This window comes from Pseudomonas lini (assembly GCF_001042905.1).
Classification (GTDB): Bacteria; Pseudomonadota; Gammaproteobacteria; order Pseudomonadales; family Pseudomonadaceae; genus Aquipseudomonas; species Aquipseudomonas lini.
Genome location: NZ_JYLB01000001.1, coordinates 392,714 through 404,719, shown reverse-complemented (window position 1 = coordinate 404,719; position 12,006 = coordinate 392,714). Strand labels below are relative to the sequence as shown.

9 protein-coding genes are annotated in these 12,006 nt (G+C 58.1%); 3 read left to right on the top strand and 6 right to left on the bottom strand.

Annotation, left to right across the window (positions count from 1 at the left end):
- The first annotated feature begins 80 nt into the window (after positions 1 to 80).
- Positions 81 to 1,232: an MFS transporter gene (locus TU81_RS01890; RefSeq protein ID WP_048393028.1), complete on the top strand. Its 1,152-nt coding sequence runs from the start codon at positions 81 to 83 to the stop codon at positions 1,230 to 1,232.
- A gap of 210 nt (positions 1,233 to 1,442) precedes the next feature.
- Here the strand turns inward: TU81_RS01890 and TU81_RS01885 are convergent, their stop codons facing one another.
- Together TU81_RS01885 and TU81_RS01880 are read right to left on the bottom strand one after the other, a co-directional pair.
- Positions 1,443 to 2,744: an Nramp family divalent metal transporter gene (locus TU81_RS01885; RefSeq protein ID WP_048393026.1), complete on the bottom strand. Its 1,302-nt coding sequence runs from the start codon at positions 2,742 to 2,744 to the stop codon at positions 1,443 to 1,445.
- A 355-nt stretch (positions 2,745 to 3,099) separates the two neighbouring features.
- Entirely contained in the window at positions 3,100 to 4,008 is a 909-nt protein-coding gene (locus TU81_RS01880; protein ID WP_088500316.1) for an AraC family transcriptional regulator, read from the bottom strand.
- 313 nt (positions 4,009 to 4,321) lie between these two features.
- On the opposite strand from TU81_RS01880, the gene TU81_RS01875 reads away from it, so the two are divergent.
- Together TU81_RS01875 and TU81_RS01870 are read left to right on the top strand one after the other, a co-directional pair.
- Entirely contained in the window at positions 4,322 to 5,344 is a 1,023-nt protein-coding gene (locus tag TU81_RS01875; RefSeq protein ID WP_038982990.1) for an alpha/beta hydrolase, read from the top strand.
- Between the two features lie 88 nt (positions 5,345 to 5,432).
- Positions 5,433 to 6,638 carry an MFS transporter gene (locus TU81_RS01870; RefSeq protein ID WP_048393025.1) on the top strand — a complete coding sequence of 402 codons (1,206 nt, stop codon included), beginning with the start codon at positions 5,433 to 5,435 and terminating at the stop codon, positions 6,636 to 6,638.
- A gap of 72 nt (positions 6,639 to 6,710) precedes the next feature.
- Here the strand turns inward: TU81_RS01870 and TU81_RS29195 are convergent, their stop codons facing one another.
- The 4 genes from TU81_RS29195 to TU81_RS01855 form a co-directional block, all read right to left on the bottom strand.
- Positions 6,711 to 6,863: a short-chain dehydrogenase/reductase gene (locus TU81_RS29195; protein ID WP_080772123.1), complete on the bottom strand. Its 153-nt coding sequence runs from the start codon at positions 6,861 to 6,863 to the stop codon at positions 6,711 to 6,713.
- Between the two features lie 110 nt (positions 6,864 to 6,973).
- On the bottom strand, positions 6,974 to 10,060 hold the full coding sequence (locus TU81_RS01865) for an efflux RND transporter permease subunit (protein ID WP_048393023.1): 3,087 nt from the start codon (positions 10,058 to 10,060) through the stop codon (positions 6,974 to 6,976).
- Positions 10,057 to 11,178: an efflux RND transporter periplasmic adaptor subunit gene (locus tag TU81_RS01860; RefSeq protein WP_038982987.1), complete on the bottom strand. Its 1,122-nt coding sequence runs from the start codon at positions 11,176 to 11,178 to the stop codon at positions 10,057 to 10,059. The genes TU81_RS01865 and TU81_RS01860 overlap by 4 nt, the downstream gene beginning before the upstream one ends.
- Before the next feature lie 177 nt (positions 11,179 to 11,355).
- Complete coding sequence (locus tag TU81_RS01855) at positions 11,356 to 11,976, bottom strand: TetR/AcrR family transcriptional regulator (RefSeq protein WP_038982986.1); 621 nt, start codon at positions 11,974 to 11,976, stop codon at positions 11,356 to 11,358.
- Positions 11,977 to 12,006: the final 30 nt, after the last annotated feature.

The following is a 12,006-nucleotide window of genomic DNA, read 5'->3' as shown; positions in this document are numbered from 1 at the left end:
ACGCGACAAACATACGAAACCCGCACCGTCTAAGCCGAGTAAACGATGGCGAGCGTCATCGATAAGGATTACCGAGAATTATGAATGCTCCATCGCCGATATTGGTACCCACGGCTAACCACAGCGAGCGGATGTCTACACGCATCGCCTTCCTTATCGCGGGCTTACTCATGTCCGCATGGGCGCCTCTGGTCCCATTGGTTAAAGCCCGCGCTGGTCTGGACGATGGTGGCCTGGGGTTGCTGCTGCTTGGCCTGGGCGGTGGATCTATTGTGGCCATGCCCTTCGCTGGGTATCTCACTGCACACTATGGATGCCGACCGGTCGTAATCTGGGCGACGATTGTCTTGTGTGCCGTTTTTCCGCTGTTGAGCACCGTGGCGTGGCTGCCTGGACTGGTCATCGCTGTCGTTATCTTCGGTGCCAGCATGGGCATGCTTGATTGCGCCATGAATATACAGTCCGTCATCGTCGAGAAAAACAGCGGGCAGGCACTTCAGTCCGGCTTCCATGGCCTTTACAGCGTCGGAGGCATATTGGGCGCCGGGGCGATGACCGCTCTGCTGACCTTGGGCCTGCATCCGTTGATTGCTGCGCTCTGCATCGTTGCCACAGTATTGGGAGCGCTTTACAAGGCTGCGCCTGCTTTTCTGACTTATGGCACTGAACGGGGTGGACCCATGTTCGCGGTGCCCAGGGGTATCGTGCTGTTTTTGGGAGCGCTCTGTTTCATCGTCTTCCTCACTGAAGGCGCAATCCTCGACTGGAGCGCGGTTTTCCTGGTCTCGAGCCGAGGGTTAGAGCCGAGCATCGCCGGTTTGGGCTACGCATCCTTCGCCGCTGCGATGACGGTGGGCCGCCTGACAGGAGATGCCATCGTCAGCAAACTTGGCGGTGTGCGCGTCGTTGCACTTGGCGGACTCTGCGCAGCCGCAGGCATGGTGGTGTCGCTTGGGATCGAAGGTTGGGTCGCGTCCTTGATTGGCTACGCTCTGGTCGGTGCTGGATGCTCAAACATTGTCCCAGTGCTCTTTACCGCTGTAGGCCGCCAGCAACGGATGCCACAGGCGGTAGCCATCCCCGCTGTCATCTCGATGGGCTACGCGGGCATTCTGATCGGTCCCGTATTTATCGGAGCAGTCGCCCATCTAAGCACCTTGTCATTCGCTCTGGGTTGCGTGAGTGTTCTGCTGGTTTTTGTCAGTGCGACCGCTCGATTACTTCGCAATTAACCGAATCTTTTCAGGCGCGCTTTCAACCCAAAAGCGAGGATGTTTCAAGATCGGCATACGACGGATTACTCTCGTCGCCGTAATTGACCAGCCAGAAAGTCGAGAAAGGAACACCGGATGCTTTATTTTCAGGAAATGTTAGGCATAGCCGTGTTTTCTGACTGAACGTTGGCCGCCGAGGAGACGTTGCGTCCCCTCGGCGGCAGGGTGTCAGGTAAACAGATCGACGCCCAACTGGAAGGCGACCCACAGCGCGAGGCCTGTAGCAAAAAGCAGCGCGATGTTTTCAAACAGGTTGTTGCGATATTTCTTGTCCAGCAGCTTCTTCTGGTTGGACATGATCAGCAGGCCCAGGGAAATGACCGGCAAGCCAATGATGTTCAACGCGCTGACACCAATGGTCAGGGTCACGAAGTCCGGCATGCCTGGCAGTGACCAGATCAATGGCGTCACGAGGATGAACAGCATGAACCATTTATGCATCGGATCATGATGAAACTCTTTGCCGTACTTCTCGCGACGCTTGGGGAGAACGTGTTGGAAAGCATCGGTAATCAGCATCGGGAATGCAGTGGTCTTGCCGGAAATACTGGCAAACAGTGTCGCGAACACGCCGATAAAGAACACGTACCAACCCATCGGGCCGAAGAAGATTTCCAGCGCCGTGCCCAAGTCACCCAAGGTCTTCACCTCAATGCCGTTGGGCCGCAGGATTTCCGCGCCGACGATCCAGATGGCCAGGTTGATGACGATCCCGACGAACACTGCAAACAGCAAATCGTTACGTTGAACACGCTTGTGCTGCGGCCCTGTCCAGCCCTTTTGGCGCATGACATACGGATGCACGAAATTGGCAATGGAGCCTGCAACCGCGCCGATAACCGATACCGCCACCAGCAGCGCGCCATGCACGCCCTCATCCGGCGGGATGCTGAAGCCGATGGTGCCTTTGACGATGCCGACGACATCGGGACCGGACATCACGGCCAAGGCAATAAAGGCCAGGGTCATGATCGCCAGCAGCACCTTCATCACGCCTTCGATCATCGAATAAATATTTCGACCCACCAGCATCCACACCGCGAGTACCACCGCCAGTGAACACAGCAGTGGCTGGTCGATTTTCAACAGCATCGCCAGCGACTCACCCGCCCCCTTGATCATGTAGGCGTTCATCAAGTGCCCCATCAGCAGGGCATAGACGAGCATGAACCAGGCGAAAAAGGGATTCAGCTGCGCATAGCCTTGCAGGATGGTCATGCCCTGGTTATTGCACAACTGGAAGCGAGCGATGATGTTGACGATCAGGTATCTCAAGAGCAGAGAGACCGCCAGCACCCACATCATTGCGTAACCGTAATTGGCACCGGCCACGGACGACGTGATCAGGTCACCAGCGCCCAGCCAGGACAGTACGGCGATGATTCCGGGGCCCAGCAGTTTGAGAATTCGGGAAAATCGGTTTTGAGCGGGCGCCGCAGCCTGGCCTTCGACGGAAGGAATGCTCGTCATAGAGGGTATCTCCATTTATTTTTTTTGTGAGAACGAGCGCAGTCGAACACAACAGATAAGACGTCGTACAACATTTCTTATACAAGTGTGTTTAGAAATGTTTCAAGCTCGCGGGTTGGCGTCGGGCTGCGTGGATGGCATCGAACCGGGACAAAGTCACGCAAACAATGCGCAGTAGCCACTACGTCTCTTTCCAACCTGAGAAAAACAATATCTTCGGGCGGAAAAAGACGCGACGCATGGAGGTCTGGAGTTGGCTCATTCCAACCTCCATGGTTTGGCGGTCATCCATAAAACGCAGCGCAAGGTGTTTGCCGTGAACCCACCACCATTTTTGAATGACCTCACCCTGTCGCTAGCCTGCCCCTCGCAACATTGAGATATCTCGTTTAGGCGCGACGCCAAACAGTCGGCTGTATTCGCGGCTGAACTGCGAAGGGCTCTCATAGCCGACTTTGAACGCCGCGCTCGATACATCCTGATGCTCGTTGAGCATCAAGCGCCTCGCCTCGTTCAACCGTAGCCATTTCTGGTACTGCAATGGGCTCATCGCGGTGAGCTGACGGAAATGGTGGTGAAAGGTCGGCGTGCTCATCTGTACCCGGGCGGCAAGGTCGTCGACGCGAAGGGCCAAGGTGTAATTCAACTTCAGCCAATCGATGGCTTTGGCGATTCGATAGCCCTGGCCATCGACAGAAGTGATTTGCCGCAACCTGCCCGCCTGATCACTTTTCAAGAGACGGTAGTGAATTTCACGCTGGATCAAAGGGGCGAGAACAGGAATAGCTTCCGGCTCATCGAGCAGCGCCAACAAGCGCTCGAACGGCGCCAGCATGGCTGCGGTCACTGAACCGATGCCTACCCCTTTCGCGACTGAACGTTCACGGGTGGGCGGCAGGTCACTCTGCGCAATCAGCTCTGCCAGCATGCGCAAATCGAGCTTGAACGTCAGCCCCAGGCACGGTTGCTCCGGGCTCGCCGCTAGCACCTGCGAGTTGGCCGGCAAATCCAGTGAGGTGACCAGAAAACGCGAGGTGTCATACGGATAACCCTCACCGCCTACCCACAGCTGTTTCTCGCCTTGGGCGACAAGAATGATGCTCGGTTCGACCATGCAAACAACGGGCGGCGACGGGTGTTCGCGCCTGAAGAAGCCGAGGCCCGCAATCGAGGTTGCGTAGTCACCGGGTTTCAAGACCCGCGAGCCAATGATCTGGGCGAGCGCCTCCTGGGGCGATGCGGCGGTTTCGTGTTGGGTCATCATGTTCGTCTCGTACCTCTTCGCTGAACTCTAACTCGCCCACACGCAAGCGTCCTGCAATAGAACGCAGACTCATAGAATCAAGCAAGTAATCCAGCGGATTGCACTACAGAGCCTCTGGGCAGAGCGGGAGAATGTTCATCCGACACACCATCGAGGACTCTCCCATGCTTGTACAAGCCTATGGTGCTCATGCGGGCGACAAACCCCTTGAGCCTTTGCAGATCATTCGCCGTTCCCCGTGATCGACAACGCCACATTGGCTGGCCAAGCGAAAGACGCCAGCGAATAACCACTCAATCGAAAGGACTATCCAGTGAAAGGCATTTTGCTTGCCCTCGGGCTGCTTGTTACCTCTTTTTCTTCAATGGGCGCCGATAGGTCGAACGGCGCAGAGAATTTCTACAAAAGCGAAAAAGTGACGGTGGAGAAGGTCACCTTTAAGAATCAGTACGGTATGAACGTGGCGGGCAATCTGTTCACTCCGAAGGGCCTCGACCCGAAATCAAAAAATGCCGCCATCATCGTCGGTCACCCCATGGGCGCGGTAAAGGAACAGAGTGCAAACCTGTACGCCACCAAAATGGCCGAGCAGGGATTTGTCACGCTGTCGCTGGATTTATCCTTCTGGGGTGAAAGCGAGGGCACGCCTCGTCAGGCAGTCTCGCCTGATATCTACGCCGAAGACTTCAGTGCCGCCGTGGACTTTCTCGGCACTCGACCCATTGTTGATCGTGAGCGTATCGGTGTTATCGGCATCTGTGGCAGCGGCAGCTTCGCCATCAGCGCGGCCAAGATTGATCCGCGTCTCAGGGCCATCGCCACCGTCAGCATGTACGACATGGGCGCGGCCAATCGTAATGGTCTCAAGCACGGTGTAACGGCTGAACAGCGCCAGCAGATCATTCGCGAGGCGGCGCAGCAGCGCGACGTGGAGTTCCAGGGTGGCCAGACCCGCTATACCAGCGGCTCACCACTCAAACTGACCGGAAACGCCGTGGGTGACGAGTTTTACGACTTCTACCGCACTCCACGAGGAGAGGTTACGCCTGCCGGTGCGTCGGCGCAGACAACCACCATGCCGACGCTGACCAGCAACGTGAAATTCATGAACTTCTATCCGTTCAACGACATCGAGACGATCTCCCCTCGCCCGCTGCTGTTCATTGCTGGCGCCCAGGCCCACTCACTCGAGTTCAGTGAGGACGCCTACAAACGCGCTGCCGAACCCAAAGAACTGCTCATCATTCCTGATGCCGGGCATGTGGATCTCTACGACCGAGTCAACCTCATTCCATTCGCCAAGTTGACCTCGTTCTTCAAAAGCAACCTGAAGTAGCCTGATCGGCGCCCTGGCCGGGCACCGGCTCTCTCTCGCGGCCTCGTTCACGGGGCCGCGACGCTTCGCGCATGACAGGATTCAATCAATGACCAACCACTCTCCCGTCCCCCGGAAAGCCGAACAGTCGTGGGGCGCCGTATTCGCCATGTCACTTGCAGCCTTCGTGCTGGTGGCGTCGGAATTCATGCCCGTCAGCCTGCTGACGCCGATTGCCGCCGATCTGCATATCACCGAGGGGCAAGCGGGCCAGGGCATTTCTGTCTCTGGGCTGTTTGCGCTGTTCGCCAGCCTCCTGATCGCTTCGGTGGCGGCGCGGGTCGACCGCAAACCTCTGCTGTTGTCTCTGACTGTGCTGATGATCGTCTCGGGAACAGTGGTCGCTTTCGCGCCGAATTACTGGGTATTCATGATCGGCCGCGCGTTGATCGGGGTAGCGATAGGCGGCTTCTGGTCGCTGTCGGCGGCAACCGCCATGCGCCTGGTGCCTGAAGACCAGATCACTCGCGCCATGGCAATCGTCAACGGCGGCAACGCTCTGGCAACAGTGATTGCAGCGCCGTTGGGCAGTTTCCTTGGCGAGTTGATCGGCTGGCGCGGTGCCTTCTTGTGCGTCATCCCGGTCGCGGTAATCGCCTCTGTCTGGCTTCTGTTTAGCCTCCCGGCGATGAAGTCGCAAAGTGGTTCAGGCACTGGGAATGTCTTCAGGCTGATGAAAATCCTACCGGTCGCGTTAGGCATGGTGGCGGTCAGTGTCTTTTTCATGGGTCAGTTCATGCTGTTTACCTACCTGCGCCCGTTCCTTGAAACGGTCACGCACGCCAGTGTTTCCATGCTCTCGCTGATGTTGCTCGTCCTCGGTCTGGCGGGCCTCGCGGGAACCTTCCTGATTGAAGCCTTCTTGAAAAATGGCCTGCATCGCACCCTCATCGTCATACCGATCTTGATGGCAACGATCGCACTGGCGCTCGTTTCATTCGGCAGCTCGGCGGCGACCACTACTGTCTTGTTGGGTCTCTGGGGACTGGTTGCAACGGCGGCCCCGGTGGGATGGTGGACATGGCTGGCCAGAACATTGCCAGAGGCTGCTGAAGCGGGAGGCGGCTTAATGGTGGCGATCATTCAACTGGCCATTGCTTCGGGTGCAACCGTTGGCGGGCTGGTGTTTGACTCGAGCGGCTATCGAGCAACCTTCGAGTTGAGCGCCGCGTTGCTGGGCGTGGCGGCTGCTCTTGCCTTCCTGGCTGCACGCGCAGCCACGCGGGAGCCGGTTGCATCGGTGAACATCGCATGAAAAAACCACAAGACACGCCAAGGCGTTTCTTGTGGTTCCGGTGGAGCAATCGTTCACAGGCTGGACGGTAAATCAGCGTGCGCTGTCGATGATTTGGCCACTGTCCGGCGTCAGGCTGTATCCCGTCAGAAATTGCCCATCCTTGCTGGCGAGGAACAGCACCACCGGCGCAATATCTTCCTCCGGCGATCCATAACGGCCAAGTACGTTAGCGGGCGCAGGCACATCGGCCGCTCTTCGTCATGACCCCGTTTATCAGGGCCATGATTTCGTATTGTCTTCGGCCAGCCTTGAGAAGGCGTAACGCTCGCCCTCGCGAACGTTTGCCCGCTCAATCAGGCAGGACGTACATGTGTCGAGAGTTCCTGTGAGGCTTCAGACTTGATCTTGAACCAGAGGGCGTACATCGCTGGCAGGAACACCAGGGTCAGCACGGTGCCGGCAAACGTACCGCCAATCAGGGTGTACGCCAGCGTTCCCCAGAACACCGAATGGGTCAGCGGAATGAACGCCAGCATCGCCGCCAACGCCGTGAGAATCACGGGCCTCGCGCGCTGCACAGTGGCTTCGACCACTGCGTCATAAGGCGACAGGCCGGCTTGCTCATTGGAGTGAATCTGGCCAATGAGGATCAGCGTGTTGCGCATCAGAATCCCTGACAAGGCAATCAATCCCACCAAGGCGTTGATCCCGAACGGCTGCTGGAACAACAGCAGAATTGGCACCACTCCAATCAGGCCCAAAGGCGCGGTGGCGAACACCATCATCATTGCCGACATCGAGCGCACCTGAATGATGATGGTCAGCAACATCAACGCGATCATGATCGGGAACAACGGCAGCAATGCCTTGTTTGCTTTACCCGACTCCTCGATCGCGCCAGCAAACTCAATGCGGTAGCCCGCCGGCAGTTTTTCGATGATCGGCTGCAACTGCGTTATCAAGGCGTTGGAGACATCGGGGGGCTGAAGACCTTCAGCCACGTCACCGCGCACGGTGATGGTCGGCGTCCGATCACGACGCCGCAGGATGGGCTCCTCCATGCGCACATCCACCGCCCCTACCTGGGACAGCGACACGCGCTGGCCTTGAGCGCCGGTCAGCGTGAAGGCGGCAATTTTCGACGGATCCAGACGCGTCTCCCCAGCGGAACGAGCCACCACCTGAACAGCACGAATGTCCTCACGCACCTCGGTGACAGGCACCCCCGTTAGCAGGAATTGCAACTGTTGCGCGACATCGCTCGAGGTCAAGCCGAATGCTTGCAGGCGATCCTGATCCAGCGTGAGATGAAGTGCCGGTGCGCGCTCGCCCAAGTCGGTGTTGACGGTCCTCATCAGGGGGCTGGCGCTCATGACCGCACGCACCTGCGCGGCGATATCTCGTAACACCGCGGGGTCGGCGCCCATCACCCGGAAGGCCACCGGATACGGTGAATAAGGACCAAATACCAACTGCGTTACCCGCACCCGAGCTTCAGGCGCCAAGCCATCGGCCGCGGTTTGTCTGAGGCGGAGCTTGAGCGCTTCACGCTCTTGCTGATTCGCGGTCAGGACGACGATTTTGGCGAAGGATGGATCGGGTAGTTCAGGGGCCATCGCCAAGTAGAAGCGCGGCGCGCCCTGGCCAATGTATGCGGTGACGATCCTGGCCTCCGGCTGCTGAGCCAACCACGCCTCGACCTTGGCCGCCGCCACATCAGTCTGTTCGATAGAGGTGCCGTAAGGCATCTGCACCTCAACCAACACCTCAGGTCGGTCGGACGTTGGGAAGAACTGCTTGTTGACCACGCCCATGCCCAGAATCGCAACAACGAACAAGCCCACGACGGATGTCGCCACCAGGCCTTTGCGGCGGATCACACCGCCCAGCAGGCGCCTGAAACGCTGGTAGTTCGGTGTACCGTAAATCGCCGTATGCCCGCCTTCAGGCACCTTGATCTGCGGCAGCAGTTTGACGCCCAGGTAAGGGGTAAACACCACGGCCACCACCCAGGAAGTGATCAGCGCAATGCCAACGATCCAGAACATGTTCGCGGTGTACTCACCAGCGGTCGACTTGGCAAAACCGTTGGGCATAAAGCCGATCGCCGTCACCAACGTCCCCGACAACATCGGCGCGGCCGTGTGGCTCCAGGCATAAGCGGAGGCCTTGATTCGGTCGTAGCCCTCCTCCATCTTCACCACCATCATTTCAATGGCAATGATTGCATCGTCCACCAGCAGCCCCAGCGCCAAAATCAACGAGCCCAGGGTAATTCGATCGAAGTCCTTGCCCGTGGCCGCCATGACAATGAACACGGCCGCCAGGGTCAGCGGCACCGCCGCGGCAACCACAACGCCAACACGCCAGCCCATGCTGAGAAAACACACCAGCAGCACCACGCCCAGGGCAGCAAAAAACTTCACCATGAACTCGTTGACGGACGCGCCAATATTCACCGCCTGATCCGTGACCTTGGTCAGGCTCATGCCCAAAGGCATTTGCTCGTTGATCGCTGTCGCCTCAGCCTCCAGCGATTTCCCCAGGTCCAGACCGTTCCAGCCATCGCGCATGACCACGCCGAGCAACAATGCGGGCTCGCCATTGTTGCGTACCAGGAACGTCGCAGGGTCCTCATAACCGCGCTTGACCTCAGCCACATCGGACAACTTGAGGGTTCTGCCCTGCACCGTCAGTGGGGTATTGCGAATCTTCTGCAGGTCATCAAACGCGCCATCCAGGCGGATGAAAACCTGTGGGCCCTTCGCTTCAACTGAGCCGGCCGGCGTTATCATGTTTTGCGTGTTCAACGCACTGAAGATGTCTCGTGCGGAAATGCCCAGTGTCGCCAAACGCTCGTAGGACAGCTCGACAAAAATGCGCTCGGCCTGTTCACCGATGATGTTGACCTTCTTCACACCCGCCACATGCAGCAGACGCTGGCGCAAGCTCTCGGCTTCGCGCACCAACAGACGTTGCGGCTCGCCCTTGGCCTTGAGCGCATAGAGCGCGAAGGTGACATCGGAATACTCATCATTGACCATCGGGCCGATCACCCCGGACGGCAACCCCTTCTGCTCATCCAGGATTTTCTTGCGCGCCTGGTAAAACTCCTCCTGGACGGCTGAGGGCGGCGTGCTGTCGAGCAGGTACACCGTAGTGAATGCCAAGCCGGGCCGGGTAAAGGTCTCGGTCCGATCGTACCAACGCAGCTCTTGCATGCGTTTTTCCAGCTTTTCTACCACCTGATCTTGCATCTCCTGGGCCGTCGCCCCAGGCCAGGCGGTGACCACCGTCATTTGTTTAATGGTGAATGCGGGGTCTTCCGCACGCCCCAATTTGAAGAAGGCGTACAACCCACCCACAGAAATCAGCAGGATCAAAAACAGGGTGATCGAGCGCTCGCGTACGGCCAGCGCCGAAAGATTGAAGCCGCTCATCGACTCACCTCAACCACCGTTTTTTGCGTGGCACCGGCAAGTTCTGTCCTGACTTTCTCTCCCTCATTCAATAGGTGCGCACCCAATGCGACGACACGATCACCCACCTGCAGATCACCCGTCACGCGCACGCTGGCCTCGTTACTCAGGCTGCGAACCTTGACCGGGCGCCATGCCACCTGCTCAGGTTCCCCGCCCACCACCCAGACCCCCGGGCCTTTACCGGCGTCGTAGAGGGCCCCCATGGGCACCTGTAATTCCTTGGCATCAGCAACATCCGTGTCAGCGATAACCACCGAGATCGTCGAACCCAGGGTGGCGTTGGAGAGCCCCCCCTCCAGCACATAACGCGCTTCAAACGTTCGGGTCTGTCGGTCGGCAGAGTCGGACAACTGGCGTAAACGCGCTTTACCTGCAGTCTGGTGCTGGCCGTATAGCTCAACCGTCGCCGCCGAGCCCAGCGCAGGACGTAGCGTCTCGGGTAACTGGATAACGGCTTCGCGCTGCCCTGAGTGGGCAACACGCACCACCACCTGACCTGCACCAACCACCTGCCCCGGCTCCGCCAAGGTATCCACTACCACCCCGTCAGCATCCGCCAGCAACGTCGAATAACCGGTCGCGTTTTTCGCCACATCAGCCTGGGCCTGGGCAGCGTTGAGTTGGGCTTTCGCCGAGTCGGCAGCCGCTTTAAACCCTGCGTAAGCTGAAGCAGATACCGCTCCGACGGACACCAGATCACGGTAGCGACGCTCATCATCGGAGGCCTGCCGGGCTCGGGCCATAGCGGCCAGCACCGATTCCTGTTGCGCCCTCGCGGTCAGCGTCAGGTCGTTGGCATCGATGCGCATGAGGGGCTGCCCGCGCTTGACACTCTGCCCAGCATCCACCAAACGCTCCAAGACCTTCCCAGGTACCCGAAAACCGAGATCGCTCTGAACTCGAGCCGCGACGACACCGGTGAATACCCGTGCCGCAGGCGCTGAGGGTTGAACCACGCCGATGCGCACCAAGGGCACTTGAAGGCGAGGATCGGCAGGCGTGGCCGCGTTGCAGGCCGCTAGGGCAAACGGCAACAAGCCAATGAAAATGAATGACAGGTGGGGGCGCGGGATCATAGAGACCTCTCAGTAGCGGATGCCCCATGCTTATTCAAGTGACCAATTATGTCAATAGTCACTACCAAGACGAATGAACATCGCCCACTTGATCAGAGCAAGGCAAAGAGGCTTGATATCCAGTTTTTTTAGGCGCACACGCTGATACGGATGCGCAGCGCATCCGTCAGCAGAGGTTCAAGGCATCAGGCTGCGCAGAACAAGATTGGAGATGAGCGAAGGGGCTTCTTCAACAAAATCGAGGTTGTACTGCAATAGCAGAGGATTGATGAAGGGCCGCAGAGCGAGATGAATCGCCTCTACCGTCTCGTCCAGCGGTGTCTTGCGTTCAAACTCGCCGAGTTCTCGCCCCTCACGCACGATTTGCAACACGAAGCTCTTGATCTGAGCGTCATAGACTTGCGAGCTCGGCCAGCGCTCCGAGGCGGAGAACGCCGCGATGTCATAGAGTTTACGGTCATTAAAGAACAGGCTCACACCTGTGGCGATCAGGGTTTTGACCAATCGCCGAAAACGCTCAGTCTGCGAGATGCCGTCTGCATTGATGGCTTGCTCCACAGCTGCAACGATTTCCGTCAGGCAATTGGTACAGATAGCGTTACCAATCGCCTGCTTGGATTCAAAAAACTTGTAGATGTAAGCCTTGGAAAAACCGATGGCCTTGGCTAGGTCAGAAACCGTTGTCTTGCCGTAACCGTACTGACTGAAATGCTCGTTGGCCGCCGCGACAATCTGGTCTCGAATGTCGTGATCGGCTGGGCCACGGGCGCTGGGCGAAGAAACGGATGGCTGATTCATGCGAGCAGCTTACTCATCCTAAAGGTGGTT

Coding starts and splice junctions, on each gene's coding strand:
- TU81_RS01890 (WP_048393028.1), top strand. CDS start 81: ATGAATGCTCCATCGCCGATATTGGTACCCACGGCTAACCACAGCGAG.
- TU81_RS01885 (WP_048393026.1), bottom strand. CDS start 2,744: ATGACGAGCATTCCTTCCGTCGAAGGCCAGGCTGCGGCGCCCGCTCAA.
- TU81_RS01880 (WP_088500316.1), bottom strand. CDS start 4,008: ATGATGACCCAACACGAAACCGCCGCATCGCCCCAGGAGGCGCTCGCC.
- TU81_RS01870 (WP_048393025.1), top strand. CDS start 5,433: ATGACCAACCACTCTCCCGTCCCCCGGAAAGCCGAACAGTCGTGGGGC.
- TU81_RS01865 (WP_048393023.1), bottom strand. CDS start 10,060: ATGAGCGGCTTCAATCTTTCGGCGCTGGCCGTACGCGAGCGCTCGATC.
- TU81_RS01860 (WP_038982987.1), bottom strand. CDS start 11,178: ATGATCCCGCGCCCCCACCTGTCATTCATTTTCATTGGCTTGTTGCCG.
- TU81_RS01855 (WP_038982986.1), bottom strand. CDS start 11,976: ATGAATCAGCCATCCGTTTCTTCGCCCAGCGCCCGTGGCCCAGCCGAT.